The 16771-nt window shown below is 67.7% G+C and carries 12 protein-coding genes, 1 tRNA gene, 1 pseudogene and 2 riboswitches; of the genes and pseudogenes, 5 read left to right on the forward strand and 9 right to left on the reverse strand.

Annotation, left to right across the window (positions count from 1 at the left end; genetic code table 11):
• Positions 1-12: 12 nt before the first annotated feature.
• The 4 genes from AC1DT6_RS05640 to gcvT all read right to left on the reverse strand — a co-directional run bounded on the left by AC1DT6_RS05640 (position 13) and on the right by gcvT (position 5308).
• Positions 13-555, reverse strand: a complete 543-nt coding sequence (locus AC1DT6_RS05640) for a DUF421 domain-containing protein (protein ID WP_477114545.1) — start codon at positions 553-555, stop codon at positions 13-15.
• A 111-nt stretch (positions 556-666) separates the two neighbouring features.
• On the reverse strand, positions 667-3588 hold the full coding sequence (gene gcvP / locus AC1DT6_RS05645; RefSeq protein ID WP_477114546.1) for an aminomethyl-transferring glycine dehydrogenase: 2922 nt from the start codon (positions 3586-3588) through the stop codon (positions 667-669).
• A gap of 101 nt (positions 3589-3689) precedes the next feature.
• Positions 3690-4070 (reverse strand): glycine cleavage system protein GcvH, encoded by a 381-nt coding sequence (gcvH, locus tag AC1DT6_RS05650; protein WP_035873078.1) that lies wholly within the window; start codon positions 4068-4070, stop codon positions 3690-3692.
• A gap of 110 nt (positions 4071-4180) precedes the next feature.
• Positions 4181-5308: a glycine cleavage system aminomethyltransferase GcvT gene (gcvT, locus tag AC1DT6_RS05655; protein ID WP_441632267.1), complete on the reverse strand. Its 1128-nt coding sequence runs from the start codon at positions 5306-5308 to the stop codon at positions 4181-4183.
• Positions 5309-5407: 99 nt separating this feature from the next.
• Positions 5408-5547: riboswitch (glycine riboswitch) on the reverse strand.
• A gap of 21 nt (positions 5548-5568) precedes the next feature.
• Positions 5569-5656, reverse strand: a riboswitch (glycine riboswitch).
• A gap of 223 nt (positions 5657-5879) precedes the next feature.
• On the opposite strand from gcvT, the gene AC1DT6_RS05660 reads away from it, so the two are divergent.
• Positions 5880-7973 (forward strand): UvrD-helicase domain-containing protein, encoded by a 2094-nt coding sequence (locus AC1DT6_RS05660; RefSeq protein WP_477114547.1) that lies wholly within the window; start codon positions 5880-5882, stop codon positions 7971-7973.
• Positions 7974-8221: 248 nt separating this feature from the next.
• On the opposite strand, the gene AC1DT6_RS05665 is transcribed toward AC1DT6_RS05660, so the two are convergent.
• Together AC1DT6_RS05665 and AC1DT6_RS05670 are read right to left on the reverse strand one after the other, a co-directional pair.
• Positions 8222-8923 (reverse strand): intradiol ring-cleavage dioxygenase, encoded by a 702-nt coding sequence (locus AC1DT6_RS05665; RefSeq protein ID WP_441632271.1) that lies wholly within the window; start codon positions 8921-8923, stop codon positions 8222-8224.
• Entirely contained in the window at positions 8913-9545 is a 633-nt protein-coding gene (locus AC1DT6_RS05670; RefSeq protein ID WP_477102463.1) for a hypothetical protein, read from the reverse strand. Before AC1DT6_RS05670 ends, AC1DT6_RS05665 begins: the two co-directional genes overlap by 11 nt.
• A gap of 397 nt (positions 9546-9942) precedes the next feature.
• On the opposite strand from AC1DT6_RS05670, the gene AC1DT6_RS05675 reads away from it, so the two are divergent.
• Positions 9943-10674, forward strand: coding sequence for a response regulator (locus AC1DT6_RS05675; protein ID WP_441634524.1), 732 nt, complete (start codon positions 9943-9945; stop codon positions 10672-10674).
• Positions 10646-11809, forward strand: a complete 1164-nt coding sequence (locus AC1DT6_RS05680) for an ATP-binding protein (protein WP_477102464.1) — start codon at positions 10646-10648, stop codon at positions 11807-11809. The genes AC1DT6_RS05675 and AC1DT6_RS05680 overlap by 29 nt, the downstream gene beginning before the upstream one ends.
• A gap of 28 nt (positions 11810-11837) precedes the next feature.
• Here the strand turns inward: AC1DT6_RS05680 and AC1DT6_RS05685 are convergent, their stop codons facing one another.
• Positions 11838-12989, reverse strand: a complete 1152-nt coding sequence (locus tag AC1DT6_RS05685) for an ABC transporter substrate-binding protein (RefSeq protein ID WP_441634520.1) — start codon at positions 12987-12989, stop codon at positions 11838-11840.
• A gap of 395 nt (positions 12990-13384) precedes the next feature.
• Between AC1DT6_RS05685 and hemN the strand changes: the two genes are divergently transcribed.
• On the forward strand, positions 13385-14818 hold the full coding sequence (gene hemN / locus AC1DT6_RS05690) for an oxygen-independent coproporphyrinogen III oxidase (protein ID WP_441634528.1): 1434 nt from the start codon (positions 13385-13387) through the stop codon (positions 14816-14818).
• 116 nt (positions 14819-14934) lie between these two features.
• Here the strand turns inward: hemN and AC1DT6_RS05695 are convergent, their stop codons facing one another.
• Positions 14935-15807: a c-type cytochrome gene (locus tag AC1DT6_RS05695; protein ID WP_441634518.1), complete on the reverse strand. Its 873-nt coding sequence runs from the start codon at positions 15805-15807 to the stop codon at positions 14935-14937.
• Between the two features lie 387 nt (positions 15808-16194).
• Here AC1DT6_RS05695 and AC1DT6_RS05700 point away from each other — a divergent pair.
• A tRNA-Arg gene (locus AC1DT6_RS05700) sits at positions 16195-16270 on the forward strand.
• 30 nt (positions 16271-16300) lie between these two features.
• Here the strand turns inward: AC1DT6_RS05700 and AC1DT6_RS05705 are convergent.
• Positions 16301-16744 (reverse strand): annotated as a pseudogene (locus tag AC1DT6_RS05705) (bifunctional aspartate transaminase/aspartate 4-decarboxylase); the annotation flags it as partial.
• Positions 16745-16771: the final 27 nt, after the last annotated feature.

Consider the following 16771-nt stretch of genomic DNA (forward strand, 5'->3'; position numbering starts at 1 on the left):
TACGCGCCGGTCTCAGACCGACGAGTTGCCGATGTCGTTATCGGGGGCGCGCCACAGCGAGGTGGCAGCGTCCTGGGGGGTGGGTGGGGCGTCTTTCTTCGCCATCACGCTGATGGTGCCGTCGTTTTCGAGGATGGCGAAATGCACATCGCTCACGCGCTCGCAGCCGRCATGGCGCAGCGCCTTGTGCAGGTCGTCTCGCGTAATGAAGGCGCGTTTCATCACGTCGGGAAACACCTTGCCTTCGTGGATCAGTATCTCGGGGCGCCCTTCGACCACATCCTCGAAGCGCCGGCTGCGCCAGCTTAGCCAGGCCAGCCCGAGATTGGCCGCGATCAGCGTCACGGCCAGGATCAGGCCGGCGGTGACCGAGTTGTCTCCCGCGTTCATGGCGTTCTGCACCGCGTTGGACAGGACCAGCAGCAGCACCAGGTCAAACGGCGTGAGCTGGCCGATCTGGCGCTTGCCGGAAAGCCGCAGCAACACCAGCAGGCTGCCGTAGACGATCAGTCCGCGCAGGACGAATTCCCACCATGGGGCGCTGAGATTCCACATGCGTGCTCCGTTTGCCGGGCACGGCCGGGTGGCCGCGCATCCACACCGAGCATAGCGCGCTGGCGAAGTGCCGGGGTTGCCGCGACGGCCGCAACCCCGGCATCCACCAGCTTACTCCTCAGCGTACTCGCTCATCGGCACACACGCGCAGAACAGGTTGCGGTCGCCGTACACGTTGTCGGCACGGCCGACCGGCGGCCAGTACTTCTGCGTGCGCAGCGCGGCCACCGGGTAGGCGGCTTCCTGGCGCGTGTACTTGTGCTCCCACGCATCGGCGGTGATCACGGCGGCGGTGTGCGGCGCGTTCTTCAGCGGGTTGTCCTCGCGGTCGAAGCTGCCGTCCTCCACACGGCCGATCTCGGCGCGGATGGCGATCATGGCGTCGATAAAGCGGTCCAGCTCGTGCAGGGCTTCGCTTTCGGTCGGCTCGATCATCAGCGTGCCCGGTACGGGGAAGCTCATGGTCGGGGCGTGGAACCCGTAGTCCATCAGGCGCTTGGCCACGTCCTCGTTGGAGATGCCGGTGCTCTTCTGCAGCGGGCGCAGATCCAGGATGCACTCGTGCGCCACCAGGCCGTGCTGGCCGGTATAGAGCACGGGGAAGTGCGGGGACAGGCGGCGGGCCACGTAGTTGGCGGCCAGGATGGCGTTCTCCGTGGCGGCGGTCAGGCCGGCCGAGCCCATCATGGCGATGTACATCCACGAGATTGGCAGGATGCTGGCCGAGCCGAACGGCGCGGCGGAAACACCGCCGATGCCCTGGTCGTCGCGGCGATAGCCCACGCTGTCCTGGTTGGGCAGGAAGTCCGCCAGGTGCGCGCCGACCGCCACCGGGCCAACGCCCGGGCCGCCGCCGCCGTGGGGGATGCAAAAGGTCTTGTGCAGGTTCAGGTGSGASACRTCGCCGCCGAACTGGCCCGGCGCGGCGGTGCCGACCATGGCGTTCATATTGGCGCCGTCCACGTAGACCTGGCCGCCGTGCTTGTGCACGATATCGCAGATCTGCTGCACGCCCTGCTCGAACACGCCATGCGTGGACGGGTAGGTGATCATGATGGCGGCGAGGTTCTTGCTGTGCTGTTCCGCCTTCTTCGCCAGGTCTTCCAGGTCGACGTTGCCGTTCTCGTCACAGGCCACCACCACCACCTTCATGCCGGCCATCTGCGCCGAGGCCGGGTTGGTGCCGTGGGCSGAGGASGGGATCAGGCAGATGTCGCGATGGCTTTCGCCACGGCTGGCGTGATAGGCGTGAATGATCAGCAGGCCGGCGTATTCCCCTTGCGAGCCGGCGTTGGGCTGCAGGCTCACCGCGGCGTAGCCGGTCGCGGCGCACAGCATGGCTTCGAGCTGGTCGATCATCTCGCGGTAGCCGACCGTCTGGTCCAGCGGCGCGAACGGGTGCACCTTGCTGAACTCGGGCCACGTCACCGGGATCATCTCGCTGGTGGCGTTGAGCTTCATGGTGCACGAGCCCAGCGGGATCATGGTGCGGTCCAGCGCCAGGTCCTTGTCGGCCAGCATGCGCAGGTAGCGCAGCATCTCGTGCTCGGCGTGATGCGTGTTGAACACCGGATGGGTCAGGTAGGCGCTCTGGCGCGCCAGGCCGGCCGGGTAGGCGTCCTGCGCGGCGGCTTCCAGCGCGTCGAAATCGGGCACCGGCTTGCCGTGGGCGAAGATTTCCAGCAGGGTGACGACGTCTTCACGCGAGGTGGTTTCGTCCAGCGAGATACCGATGCGGGTGGCGCCGGCGTGGCGCAGGTTGATGCCGCGGGCGGTTGCCGATGCGTGCAGGGCTTCGGTGTTGAAACCGGTTTCCAGGGTCAGCGTGTCGAAATAGTCGGCGTTGGTGCGCGCATAGCCGAGCTGCTGCAGGCCGCCGGCCAGCGTGGCGGTCAGGCGGTGCACGCGCTGCGCGATGCGCTTGAGGCCTTGCGGGCCGTGGTACACGGCGTACATCGAGGCCATCACGGCCAGCAGGACCTGCGCCGTGCAGATGTTCGAGGTGGCCTTCTCGCGGCGGATATGCTGCTCGCGCGTCTGCAGGGCCAGGCGATAGGCCTTGTTGCCTTGCGCGTCGATGGTCACGCCCACCAGGCGGCCGGGCATGGAGCGCTTGAAGGCATCCTTGACCGCCATGTAGCCGGCGTGCGGGCCGCCGAAACCGAGCGGCACGCCAAAGCGCTGCGAGTTGCCCACCGCCACGTCGGCGCCCCATTCGCCGGGCGCGGCGATCAGGGTCAGCGCCAGCAGGTCGGCGGCAGCCACCACCAGGCCGCCGGCGGCGTGCACGGCATCGGCGATGGCGCGGTAGTCGGCGACATCGCCATTGACGCCGGGGTACTGCAGCAGTACCCCGAAGGCATGGGCGCCGGCGGCTTCCGAAGCGGGGCCGACCTTGACCTCGATGCCCAGCGGCAGGGCGCGGGTACGTACCACTTCCAGCGTTTGCGGCAGCACGTCRTCGGCCACGTAGAAGGTATYGGAAGCGTGCTTGTTGACGCGCTGCAGCAGGGTCATGGCCTCGGCGGCCGCGGTGCCTTCGTCCAGCATGGACGCGTTGGCGATGTCCAGCCCGGTCAGGTCGGTCACCATCTGCTGGAAGTTCAGCATGGCTTCCAGGCGGCCTTGCGAGATCTCGGGCTGGTAGGGCGTGTAGGCGGTGTACCAGGCCGGGTTCTCGAAGATATTGCGCAGGATCACGCCCGGCGTCAGGGTGTTGTAGTAACCCTGGCCGATAAAGCTCTTGAGTACTTTGTTCTTGTTCGCCAGCCCGCGCAGCCTGGCAAGCGCTGCTTCCTCGGTCAGCGGCTCGGTGAACTCGCCCAGCGGCATGCCGTCGCGGCGGCGGATGGCGGCGGGGATGACGGCGTCGATCAGCGCGGCGCGGTTGTCATAGCCGAGCACCTTGAGCATGTGCTGTTGCTCGGCGGCATCGGGGCCGATATGGCGGGAGGCGAAGGCGTCGCGCGCCTCCAGTTCGGCCAGCGTGGGCCGGGCAACTTGGGCGGCAGTCATGGGCAGGGGGGCGTTCATGGCAAGAATCTCGTGGGAGCGGTGCGGCGGGTGGTCGGCCCGGTCCGCGTCGCGGCAGTCTTTGTCCGTCATTCCCGTGGCGCGGGAATGACGATCTGGCATCAGGCGCCGACGTTGGCCTTGTAGGCGTCGGCCGACATCAGGCCGTTCACGTCGTCGCTGTTGGCCGGCTTGAGCTTGAACAGCCAGGCGTCGAAGGCGTCGGCATTGACGCTCTCGGGCGCGGCGGCGGCGGCATCGTTGACGGCGATCACTTCGCCGGCCACCGGGGCGTAGATGTCGGACGCGGCCTTGACCGATTCCACCACGGCCAGCGCGTCRCCGGCACCGACCGACTTGCCCACTTCCGGCAGTTCCAGGAAGACGATGTCGCCCAGCGCGTCCTGCGCGTGGTCGGTGATGCCGATGGTCAGCGTGCCGTCGGCTTCGACGCGCACCCATTCATGGGACTCGGTGTATTTCAGGTCGGCGGGGAAATTCATGGGATTGCTCCAGATTCAATTTGTTATTCAGCGCCAGCCGGGCGGAGGTTCCGATACACGATGATCGATGGGTACCCGCCGGCGGGCGCGCTGTGACCGGGTGCGAGCGTTCAGCTCACGAGTGCCTTGCCATTACGCACAAACGGCAGTTTAACCACAGTCGCGGCGAGTTTGCGGTCGCGGATCTCGACCTGCACCTCGGCGCCGATGGCAACGTCGCGAGGCAGGCGGGCAAAAGCGATGGATTGGGACAGCGAGGGGCTGAAGGTGCCGCTGGTGATCTCGCCGTCGCCGGCGGGGGTGATCACCTTCTGGTGGGCGCGCAGCACGCCGCCTTTTTCGCGCAGGATCAGCCCGACGAACTGCTGGGTCTGGCCACCGGCGACCAGTGCCGCCTTGCCGGTGAAGTCGCGTTCGCTTTGCAGGTCCACGGTCCAGGCCAGGCCCGCATTGAGCGGCGAGGTGTGGATATCCATGTCCTGGCCGTACAGGTTCATGCCGGCTTCCAGGCGCAGCGTGTCGCGCGCGCCCAGGCCGGCCGGGCGCACGCCGGCGGCGATCAGCTTTTCCCACAGGCCGGCCACGTTCTCGGCCGGTACCACCAGTTCGAAACCGTCTTCGCCGGTATAGCCGGTGCGCGCCACCATGACTTCGCCGAGCGCCGGATCCTGCACCACCACGGCGTTGAACGGCTTCAGGGATTCGCTGGGTTGCGTCGAGGGAAAGGCGCTCCACACCTTGGCGCGGGCGTTCGGGCCCTGCACCGCGACGATGGCCAGCGGGTCCACGCCGCCGGGCGCGTTGTCGTGGCGGCGCGGCGTGATGCTCACGCCGCTATTGGTGGCCGCGTTGCGTGCGGCGATCCATTTGATATCTGCGTTGGCGGTGCCGGCGTTCACCACCAGGCGGAAGTGATCCTCGGCGAAGTAGTAGACGATCAGGTCGTCGATGACGCCGCCCTTTTCGTCGAGCATGCAGGAGTACAGCGCCTTGCCCGGCGTTTGCAGCTTGTCCACATTGTTGGCCAGCAGGCCGCGCAGGAAGGCACGCACATGCTCGCCATTGAGATCGACCACGCACATGTGGGAGACGTCGAACATGCCGGCGTCCGTGCGCACGGCGTGGTGTTCCTCGATCTGGGAGCCGTAGTTGACCGGCATGTCCCAGCCGCCGAAGTCGACCATGCGGGCGCCGAGGGCGCGGTGGATAGCGTTGAGGGGCGTGGCCTGGAGCGTCATGGAATCCTCGGGGGAAGGCTAATCTCGGTTCGAAAACGAAAAAAGGGCCATCCGCCGCAGGATTCGGCGCGCAATAGCGCTGCCAAATCCGCTGCGGCGGATGACCCCTCTGTCCTCGATACCTGAGAGATTACAAGGCGGCCCCGGCTAAACCAGGACCCAGGCCTTGCGCGCCCCTTCGGTGGGCACGCTCACCATTGATTCAGCAATGGCGGGTGCCGCTCTCCAGAGTACGGCGTGCATCGTGTGCATGTTGCAAGCCGATCCGACCAGTCCATGGTGCCTGAGAGTTTTCGGGTGATACCCCTTCGGCGGCGCAAGATCTGCGCGCTCTCCCGGTCGGATGGCGCGACTCTACAGCCAGCCTCGGGGGCTTGTCAACGCGGGCGATTGCCGGGCTGGCCGGGAGGACGGGGCGGCCCGCGGGCATGTTAACATCTGCGGCTCCGATGGCTTTTCCTGTGCCGCAGGCTTCACCCGTGGCCGCGCATGTGCTGCCCATGTGCCGCGCGGAGCCTCGCGCCCGCCCTTGCCGGACATCCCGCCACCCAGCCTCACCACCAGCCCTCGCATGACCCACGGACTTAATCCTGCCCAATCCGAAGCCGTTCGCTACCTCGATGGCCCCTGCCTGGTCCTGGCCGGCGCCGGTTCGGGCAAGACCCGGGTGATCACGCAGAAGATCGCCCACCTGATCGAGGACAAGGGCTTCCAGCCCAAGCACATCGCCGCGGTGACCTTTACCAACAAGGCCGCCAAGGAGATGCAGGAGCGTATCGCCAAGCTGATGGAAGGCAAGACCACGCGCGAGGGCAAGCGGATTCCGATCAAGCAGATCACCGTCAGCACCTTCCACTCGCTGGGCGTGCAGATCCTGCGCGCCGAGGCGGAGCACGTAGGCCTGAAGCCGCGGTTCTCCATCATGGATTCGGACGATTGCTTCGGCATGGTGCAGGAGCAGCTTGCCAGCACCGACAAGAAGCTGATCCGCAGCGTGCAGAGCACCATCTCGCTGTGGAAGAACGGCATGGTCGATCCCGAGACGGCCATCGCCCAGGCCGAAAACCCCGACGATCACCAGGCGGCGCTGATCTACCGCAACTATGTGGCCACGCTGCATGCCTACCAGGCAGTGGATTTCGACGACCTGATCCGCCTGCCGGCCGAGCTGTTCGCGCGCAACGAAGAGGTGCGCCTGCGCTGGCAGAACCGGCTGCGCTACTTCCTGGTGGACGAATACCAGGACACCAACGCCWGCCAGTACCAGTTGCTCAAGCAACTCGCCGGCGGCTCGCACCTGCGCGCCCCGGCCTTTACGGCGGTGGGCGACGACGACCAGGCCATCTATGGCTGGCGCGGCGCCACGCTGGACAACCTGAAGTTGCTGCAGACCGATTTTCCCGACCTCAAGGTGGTCAAGCTGGAGCAGAACTACCGCTCCACCGTGCGCATCCTGGAAGCGGCCAACGCGGTCATCTCCAACAATCCCAAGCTGTTCGACAAGAAGTTGTGGAGCGAGCACGGCATGGGCGACCCCATCGCCATCAACCCGATGAACGATGAGGAGCACGAGGCGGAATCCGTGGTGTTCCGCCTGTCGGCGCACAAGTTCGAGCGGCGCGCGCAGTTCCGCGACTACGCCATCCTGTACCGCGGCAACCACCAGGCACGCCTGTTCGAGCAGATCTTGCGCCGCGAGCGCATTCCCTATGTGCTGTCGGGCGGGCAGAGCTTCTTCGACAAGGCCGAGATCAAGGACATTTGCGCCTACCTGCGCCTGATCGCCAACCCGGACGACGATCCCGCCTTCATCCGCGCCATCACCACGCCCAAACGTGGCGTGGGCAACACCACGCTGGAAGTGCTGGGCACCTTCGCCGGGCAGGCCAAGGTCTCGCTGTTCGAGGCGGCCATGATGGGCGGCATCGAGGGCAAGCTGCAGCCGCGCCAGATGGAGCCGCTGCGCGTGTTCTGCGAGGCGATGGTGCGGCTGGCCGGGCGCGCGGCCAGCGACCCCGCCACCGAAGTGCTGGACGACCTGATGGAAGGCATCCACTACGAAGCCTACCTCTACGACATGTTCGACGAACGCCAGGCGCAGTCGCGCTGGACCAACACGCTGGAATTCCTCGACTGGCTCAAGCGCAAGGGCACCAAGCCCGAGGCCACGGGTGAAGGCGAAGCCACTGGCTTCGACACCGCCGACGGCTTTGGCGACGAAGGCAAGAACTTGCTGGAGCTGACGCAGACGGTGGCGCTGATGAGCATGCTTGAAGGCCGCGAGGAAGATCCCGACGCCGTGCGCCTGTCCACGCTGCACGCCTCCAAGGGACTGGAGTATCCGCACGTGTTCCTGGTCGGCGTGGAAGAGGGCATCCTGCCGCACTGCCGCGAAGACGAGGACATGACCGACGAGAAAATCGAGGAAGAGCGCCGCCTGATGTATGTGGGCATCACCCGCGCCCAGCGCAGCCTGCATATCAGCTGGTGCAAGAAGCGCAAGCGCGCGCGCGACACCTACTCATGCCAGCCCTCGCGGTTTATCGGCGAGATGAAGCTAGAGGAAGCGCCGGAGATCAAGGACGAGACCCCGGCCATGAGTCCGAAAGACCGCCTGGCCGGACTCAAGGCCTTGCTGGGCACGCCCGGCAAGACCGCGGCGTAGCCGACGCCGGACGTACAAAGCCCGAACCTACACTGCCGATACATTGCCCTACAAGCGGGACAAGACCCCGGCCTGATGCCTCATTACCATGGATCGTGCCTGGGCTGTCGTTCTGGTCCGGGCGCCGCACTGCTTCGTCCCTTCGGAGCGGGGTGGCCGGGCCGTGATGCCCGACTTCTTCCCTGTTACGCGCCTCCGTACTCTAGTGTCCGGGGGCGTTTTTTTGATGGGCAGGAGCGGGGGCTGCCTCAGGTTCGCGCGATACCGATCGTGAACTCGCCCTCCAGCGTGCCGGCCGCATCCTGCAAGCGGCGCACCCGCACCAGGCCGGGATGCGCGCCGGCAATCGGGTCCTGGCTGTTCCGGTACGGCGAGGCGCCGCGAGCGCGATAAGCGGGGTGGCCGAGAAGCACTTCGCGGTTCAGCGCCTCGTCAAAGAACATCTGGGAGGTCAGCACTTCCTCCTTGCCGACATGAATCTTCAGATGGATATGCACCGCGCGCGACGCGTACCAGCCGGGGTAGATCGTCAGGAACTGCGCGCTGCCATCGGCTCCGGTGGGTTGCACGCCCCGCAGGAAGCGAGCGGCACTGGTGGGCGCGGCGTGCATGCCGGCCTGGTCATAGCCGCTATAGCTGCCGCCGGCATCGCAGTGCCAGATGCTGGCCAGCGCGCCGGCCACCGGCGCGCAGCCGCGGTCGGTATCCACCACGACCAGCCGCAGTCGAAGCAACTGGCCGGGCCGGCCATCGCGGATATCGCTGCGCATCAGCGCCTGGTCAATATAGAAAGGGCCCTCGGTCAGTGTCGGCGTAAGCAGGCAGGCGGCCGGCGCGGACTGCGCGGCGGTATCGCCCGCCAGCCCGATCAGGCCCGCGCCGAGCGAGCCGCCCAGCACACCGCCGAGAAAGCGGCGGCGGCTGCCGGGGGAGTCAAGCTTACTGCGCATCGTGTGCTCCTTGTCGGTGAGGTCCCGCAGCACCGGGTACGTTGCCCGGGCCGTCCGCGCCGAAGGCGCAGGGCATGGGCGCGGGCCCATGCGGGGGCATCGCGCCGCCGGCGAAGAGGCCAGGCATCCCGCCCGGCCCCGGCCAGCGGCCCGCTTCCGGCATGGCGCGCAGGCGTTTGCGCTGGCCGGCATCCAGGCTTTCGTCAAAGGCGATCCAGCGGTCGCGCACGGCGCGGCGGTCCTTGTCGAGCGCGTCGTGCAGGTGGTCTTCGCGCGCCGCCCGGGCGCGCAGCGACGGCTCCGGCGCATTGGCCGTGCCGGTGGCATCGGACTGTCCCTCCTCGCGGATAAAGCGCGCCCGCAGTTCCAGTGCATGCGCATGCGCCTCGCGCGCGGCGGCGCGGGCGGCTTGCCAGAGGGCTGTCTGCGCCGGCGTGAGTGCCAGCGCGTCACGCAGCGAGTCGGCCGGGCCTGGCCGGCCAGGCCCGGCCGTGGCCGGCGCGCCGGTCTGCAGCGCATGGGCAGGCAAGGCCAGCGCGCACGCCGCGCACAGCGCGGCAAGCGATAGCAGGGCACGGATCGAGGGTAACAAGCGGGGTAACGAGGCTTGTGGCTGGGTCATGGGAATCTCCGTGGAAGTCTTGCGGGGAGAGGTCCGGGCTGCCGATACCATGCGGATGGCTCAAGCATAGCGGGGCGCCGGGCCGCCGGTGCGGGTCTGCCGGGTGCAAAGCGGCGGGTTGGCGACATGCCATCTTAAAAAGCCAGGCCCCCGTTTGCTTGAGCGCTTGGTCAGCGCGCCGAAGCAATGCCGTACAAAGCGGGCCGCCGGGCGGCGGGCTTTGTATCGTGCCTGATACAAAGCGGCCACAACGCGCCTATCAGGGCGCAACGCCGGGCTGGTAGAGTGAATCCCTGGCGGCGGCCGCTGCCCGGCCGAGCCCGGTTCCCCCCCGATTCGACGCAAACCTGCCGCGAACTCCGCTGCAAACCGCCGCAATAGCCTCCTGCGAAACCCGATGGATCTTTCCCCCGCTACGCCCTTGCACTTGCTGATCGTCGACGACGATCCGCAGATCCGCTCCATGCTGGCCGAGTACCTGGCCACCTTCGGCATCGAAGCCGATGGCGCGGAGGGTGGTGCCGCCATGCGCGCCGCGCTGGCCGTGCGCGACTACGACCTGGTGGTGCTCGACCTCTCCCTGCCCGGCGAAAACGGCCTGGCGCTTTGCCGCGAAATCCGCGAGCGCGGCGACTTGCCGGTAATCATGCTCACCGCGCGCACCGAACTGGCCGACCGCGTGGTCGGGCTGGAAGTGGGCGCCGACGACTACGTCACCAAGCCCTTCGAGATGCGCGAACTGGTGGCGCGCATCCACACCGTACTGCGCCGCAGCCGTGGCGGCGGCGTGAAACGCCCCCCGGCGGTGGGCGGCCATGAGCTGCGTTTCGGCCACTGGCGCCTCAATACCACGCTGCGGCAACTGGTGGACGGCGAGGACACCGTGGTGCCCTTGTCCAATGCCGAGTTCCGCCTGCTGCTGGCCTTTATCGAACACCCGAACCGCGTGCTCGACCGCGAACTGCTGATCAACCAGGCGCGTGGCCGCGATCTTGATGTCTTCGACCGCAGCATCGACCTGCTGGTCTCGCGCCTGCGCCAGAAGCTGCGCGACGACCCGCGCGACCCGGCGCTGATCCGTACCGTCCGAGGCGAAGGCTATGTCTTTACCGGCACCGCCGAAGGCTGAGCGCCCGGCCTGGGTGGCCCGCCATGACTCCATGTTCATCCGCCTGTTCCTGGTGATGGCGGCGATCATGCTGGCCGTGCACCTGCTCGGCGTCACGGTCATCGAGAGCATCTTTCCTCACCCCGGGCACAGCGGATTCACTTTCGTCCCCGGCGACGAGCCTCCGCCCCCACCGCCGGGCGAACCGGGCCGCGGGGGAGTCCCCCCGTCCGGCGCCGAAGCGGGCACGGGCAGCAGCGAAGGCGGTCCGCCGCCGCCACGCCGGCCGCGCGGCAGCCGTGGCTTTGGCCCGCCCCGGCTGGGGCTGCTGTTCCAGCTTGCGGCCATCGTGGCTGCGTCGTGGGTGGGAGCGCGCCTGCTGGCCAGGCCCGTCCAGCGCCTTGCCAGCAGCGCCGGCCGGCTGGCCCAGGACGTGCACGCGCCGCCGCTGGATGAGGACAGCGGCCCGGCCGAGGCCCGCGACGCCGCCAAGGCCTTCAACCATATGCAGCAGCGCATCCGCACCCAGCTGGCGCAGCAATCGCGTTTCCTGGCCGCGGTGTCCCACGACCTGCGCACGCCGCTGACACGCATGAGCCTGCGTATCGAAGGGGTCGACGACAATCAGGTGCGCTATCGCCTGCGCCAGGACCTCGCCGAGATGAACGGGCTGATCGATGCCACGCTGTATTACCTGCGCGAGCGCGACGGCGCCGCCGCGCCGCGCCAGCGGGTGGATGTGCATGCCCTGTTGCAGGCGGTGGTGGACGACGCCACGGAGATTGGACAGGACGTCAGCCTGTCCGGCGGCGCCGAGCCTTTGCTGGCCTATCCCGCCGAATTGCGCCGGGCCGTGGTCAACCTGGTGGAAAACGCGCACCGCTACGGCGGCAGCGCGCGCATCGCGCTGGCCGACAGCGCCGAGCGCGTGGTCATCGACGTCTGCGACGACGGCCCCGGCATTCCGCCGGAAGAAATGGCGCGCGTGCTGGAGCCGTTCTACCGGCTCGAATCCTCGCGCAACCGCGCCACCGGCGGGGTCGGCATGGGCCTGTCGATCGCCGCGGATATCGTCTCGCGCCACGGTGGCGAACTGAGCCTGGCCAACCGGCCGGAGGGCGGGCTGCGCGTGCGGATCGTGCTGCCGCGAGCCTGAGCGGCAGCTAGTGCGCGGCCGCTACCATTCAGCGGGCCGTTCCGCTGCCCATCGCCGCGAGCTGCACGTATTGAGAGCCGCGCGATCCGTGCGTGAAATCCAGCACGAAATCGCCCACATCGACGCGGGCCTGCAGGGCACGCCGCAGGTCGGCCGGCGTGGCGGCGCGCGGCGCGGACAACGCAGCCCGCACCAGCCAGGCCGCGCCGATGTAGCCAGCCAGCGTGGCGGGTGAAGCGGGCTCGTCCAGGAACTGCTTCATCCGGCCCACGTGCTCCTTGACCACGCGCAGGGTCAGGTCCTGCGGACCCGGCGCAATCTGCGTCAGCACGATGCCGCCGTTATAGCCGGCGCCGAGGATCTCGCGCGCCGCCAGCGGGTTGACCGCGGACAAGCCCACTAGGAAGCCGTACCACCCCCGCGCGGCCAGCGCACGGCCGAGATTGCCGTAGGCCAGCGTGTCGCCGGCCATGATCACCGCCGCCGGGCGCGCCGCGGCGATGCGCGACGCCGCCGCGCCGCTGTCGCTGCCCTTGCCGGCTTCCAGCGTCAGCGCTTGCAGGCCCGGCTCCTGCTCCAGCCGGCGCCGCCACGGCGTGCCTGCGGCCAGGCTTCCTGCAGCGAAATCCGGCGCCACGGCCAACACCAGCTGCTTGAGCCCGTAGCTGCGCAACTGGTGAATCGCCGCATCCAGTTCGGCGCGGTAGTCGGCCCGCGTGTACCAGACATGATCGGCCGCGAGCGACAGCCCCGATAAGGGCGCGACGATCTGCACGCCGCGCCGGGCCAGCTCGGGAGAGGCGGCCAGCACCGGCAACAAGGCGTCGCTGGGACCGAACAGGAGTTCGGCGCGCTCGCCGTCGACCAGCGACAGCGCCTGCGCGGTGGCCGCACGCGGATCGGTTTCGACTTCCCGCACCACGTGCACCACGCGCGGCTCGCGCGCGCCGGCGTTGGCCGCGTCGAACATGACCTTGGCGCCGGCCAGGTAGTCGCGCGCGAGATCGGCCTGCGCGCCGCCGCGATCCACCAGGTGGCCAATCACCAGCGGGCGTCGCGGGGGTGACTGCGCCAGTAACGTGGCGGGCGCCAGCAGAGCGCTGCCGAGGGCGGCCAGCAGGCGGCGGCGCGGCATTTGTGGCGCGCAATGCGCCTGCGCAATCAGGGGAGAAGCGTGCATGGGGGCCGAAGGGACGGATTGAGCTGGTGGATGGAAAGCCGGCAAGCGCGGGGCAGCCTATCCGGTCCAGGTGACGCTAGCATGACGCGGCGCACGCTGGTGACGGCCTGGCCGCTGGTGGCCGGCCAAGGGCCCTGGTGCCATGGGCCACGACTTGACGCCGGTCAACGCGCGCAGGAGCGGCCCCCACTACGATGAGCCATCCAATCCACCACGAAGGCCGCCCCATGGCTGATCTCGCCCGCGCCACCGCATCCGTCCCCGTTTCCATTGCCAGTCCGCCGAACACCTGCTCCGGCAATTGCGGCGCCGCCTGCAAGAGCAAGCAACTGGGCCGGGCCGCCTCGGCCCCGGACCGGCATGCCTTGTCGGACTTCCGCGAGCTGGCCGGCCGCATGGACATCAACGGCCCGCGCTACACCTCCTACCCCACGGCGGACCGCTTCCATGGCGGTTTTGGCGAGCAGGACTACCGGCAAGCACTGGCCGATTGCGCGGCCAGCGCTGGCGTGGATGCCGGCCGGCAGCCGCCCTTGTCGCTCTATGTGCATGTGCCGTTTTGCGAGAACATCTGCTACTACTGCGGCTGCAACAAGATCATTACCAAAGACCATCGCCGCAGCGCCCGCTATGTGGATTACCTGGCGCGCGAGATGGCGCTGGTAGCGCAACAACTCGGCGCGCGGCGCGAGGTGGTGCAATCGCACTGGGGCGGCGGTACGCCGACCTTCCTCGACCCGGCGGAGATGCGCCGCGTGATGGATGCCTTGCACCAGCATTTCAACCTGCTGCCCGAGGGCGAACACTCCATTGAGATCGACCCGCGCCGGATCGGCGACGCGCAGATGGCGCTGCTGGCCGAACTCGGCTTCAACCGCATCAGCCTGGGCGTGCAGGATTTCGACGCCGAGGTGCAGCAAGCGATCCACCGCGTGCAATCGCAGGCCGAAACCCGGGCAGTGGTCGACGCCGCGCGCCGGCTCGGCTTCCGCTCGGTCAGCATGGACCTGATCTACGGCCTGCCGCACCAGACCACGGCGCGCTTCGCCGCCACCGTGGAGCAAGTGCTGGCGATGCGCCCGGACCGGCTCTCCGTGTACAGCTATGCGCACCTGCCGCACGTGTTCAAGCCCCAGCGGCGCATCGACGAGCGCGCGCTGCCGGCGCCCGCTGAAAAACTCGACATCCTGGTCGGCACCATCGAACAGCTCACCGCCGCGGGCTATGTCTATATCGGCATGGATCATTTCGCGCTGCCGGACGACGCGCTGGCCGTGGCCCAGCGCGAGGGCCGGCTGCAGCGCAACTTTCAGGGCTATTCCACCCACGCCGGCCATGACCAGCTTGGATTTGGCGTCTCGTCGATCGGTGCGGTGGCGGGCCGCTATGTACAGAACGCGCGCACGCTGGACGATTATTACCGCGTGCTCGACGGCGGCGTGCTGCCGGTGATGCGCGGCTTCGCCATGCGCGATGAGGATCACTTGCGGCGTGAAGTCATCGGTGCGTTGATGTGCAACGGCGTGCTCGATATTGCAGCGGTGGAAGCCCGGCATCGCATCGACTTTGCCGCGCACTTCGCTGGCGAGATGGCGGACCTGGGGCGGCTCGCCGGGGAAGGCCTTGTGCGATGCGAGCCCGGCCGCATCGAAGTGACCCCGCTGGGCCGCTTGCTGGTGCGCCGGCTGGCGATGGTCTTCGACGGCTTCCTGCGTGAAGACGCGCGGCGGGCTGCGGACGCGGTGCCGGCAGTGGCACCAGCGGGAACCCCGGGCGCCGATGCAGGTACGCCGCTGCCGGCGCCACTGCGCTACTCGCGCGTGGTCTGAGCCACTGACGCCCGGCAGCAGGCAAACAAAAAGCCCGCGGCGAGCCGCGGGCTTTTTGTTCTCCGGGTCCGTTCCACCGCTTGCGCCGTGGTGGCCCCGGGATGATTTCCGGCCGGTTACTTCGACGCGTTGGCCATGTAGTCGACCGCTGCGATCACGTCGGCGTCCGGGCCGGCGTAGCCGCCCTTCGGCGGCATCACGCCCTTGCCCTTCAGGGCGAAGGCGTGAACGGCGTCCATGCCTTCCTTCAGGCGCGGCGCCCAGGCAGCCTTGTCGCCCAGCTTCGGCGCGCCGGCAACACCGGCGGCGTGGCAGGCGGCGCAGACCTGGTCGTAGACCTTCTTGCCCACTTCGGCGGAAGCCGGCGCTGCAGCAGCAGCCGGTGCGGCAGCAGCAGCGGGAGCTGCCGGGGCTGCTGCTGCGGCAGGCGCGGCAGCGGCATCCGAGGCAGCGGCGGTAGCCGGAGCGGCAGCAGCGGGCGCTGCGGGCTCCGGGAACTTGGCACCGCCGGCGTCGGCCATGTAGACCACGGCACGGCCCAGTTCGTAGTCGCTGTAATCGTCGGCGGTGGTGCCGGCGCGGGCTTGCATGGCGCCCTTGCCGTGCAGCACGGAGTTCAGCAGGCCGGTGAAGCCCTGGCCGATACGCGGAGCCCAGTCGCCGGCGGTGCCGTACTTGGGCGCACCGGCAGCACCGGTGGCGTGGCAGGCGGCGCAGACTTCCTTGTAGACCTGTTCGCCCGTCTTATAGACGCGCGCTGCATTCGGATCCTTCAGTTCGAGCGAGGCGACCGGCTTGATGCGGTCATTGACGGCTTCCACGGTAGCGGTGGAGCCCGCGCCTTCCTTGGCGCCGTGTCCGACAAAATTGACCAGCAGGATGATCACGATGATTGGCACCAGGAAGGCGGCAATCACCACAGCGATCAGCTGCTTGGGGGTCTTGATGGGAGACTCGTGTTCGTCGTGTGCGTTGTGGACGTCGCTCATACTCAACTCTCAATTTGCAGGAAACCTGTGGCCGCTCGCGATCGGCTGCTTATGTGGCCGCTTGCTCGGTGGCCAATTCCCCCTGGCCAATTGCGTGCATCGGACTGTTATCCGGCGTCAACTGTCCCCAAAGGGGCCAGCCAGCGGGGTATGCCACCGCCATCCACCGACCTGATGTGGACGTTGCGCAGCCCCGTTTTTACACAAATAACTCGCGATTATAGCCTCAAAGGCCTATGGCATGAGGCAAAAGCGGCTTGGAAGAGACGTCACCACGCCACCCTGATTGAGCCGGACATGGACGTCCGCGGACAAACACGGTATCCTATGCGACTTTCCGGCAGCGGCACTCGCGCGCTGCCTGCGAAGTACCCCGTCATACCCTGTGCGCCCGTAGCTCAATGGATAGAGTACTGCCCTCCGAAGGCAGGGGTTGCTGGTTCGATCCCAGCCGGGCGCACCAAGATTCCACCTTGCAGTTGCTGCCACGGCAGACGATTTTCTCGCTGAGCCTGAGCATGCGATCCGGTACCGGATAGTTGCAAGCCAGGATGCCCTCGCACATTTCATAGAGGAAATCTCCGCCATCCAGCCCAAGCTGGTCGCGCACGAAGGAGATGGCGCCGGTCAGGAACTTGACTCCTGGGGCGTCGCGGTAATAGCGCGCGAAGAGATCGAAGCGCTCCGCAATGCCAGCGCGCCGGGGAAAGCCGCCGACGCCTTCCGCGAGATACGAAAATGACCGTTCCGATTCAATCATGGCAAACAGCCCAAGCTGCCAAAAGCCGTGGCGTGGAACCGTTGCAAGGAAGTTCGGATTGCCACGCCCGGCGTTGAGCATCAGCCGGTTCGAAACGCTGCCCGCCAGCTTGATCAGCTCGTCCTTGAGTTCAAAGGGCGAGAGGTTTGCGAACTTCGACATATCCGGTCGACTCATGGCATATCGCCCAGAATATTGCACCGC

It is taken from the genome of Cupriavidus sp. 01L45 (assembly GCF_056399885.1).

Coding starts and splice junctions, on each gene's coding strand:
- gcvT (WP_441632267.1), bottom strand. CDS start 5,308: ATGACGCTCCAGGCCACGCCCCTCAACGCTATCCACCGCGCCCTCGGC.
- AC1DT6_RS05665 (WP_441632271.1), bottom strand. CDS start 8,923: ATGCGCAGTAAGCTTGACTCCCCCGGCAGCCGCCGCCGCTTTCTCGGC.
- AC1DT6_RS05670 (WP_477102463.1), bottom strand. CDS start 9,545: ATGACCCAGCCACAAGCCTCGTTACCCCGCTTGTTACCCTCGATCCGT.
- AC1DT6_RS05675 (WP_441634524.1), top strand. CDS start 9,943: ATGGATCTTTCCCCCGCTACGCCCTTGCACTTGCTGATCGTCGACGAC.
- AC1DT6_RS05680 (WP_477102464.1), top strand. CDS start 10,646: ATGTCTTTACCGGCACCGCCGAAGGCTGAGCGCCCGGCCTGGGTGGCC.
- AC1DT6_RS05685 (WP_441634520.1), bottom strand. CDS start 12,989: ATGCACGCTTCTCCCCTGATTGCGCAGGCGCATTGCGCGCCACAAATG.
- hemN (WP_441634528.1), top strand. CDS start 13,385: ATGGACATCAACGGCCCGCGCTACACCTCCTACCCCACGGCGGACCGC.
- AC1DT6_RS05695 (WP_441634518.1), bottom strand. CDS start 15,807: ATGAGCGACGTCCACAACGCACACGACGAACACGAGTCTCCCATCAAG.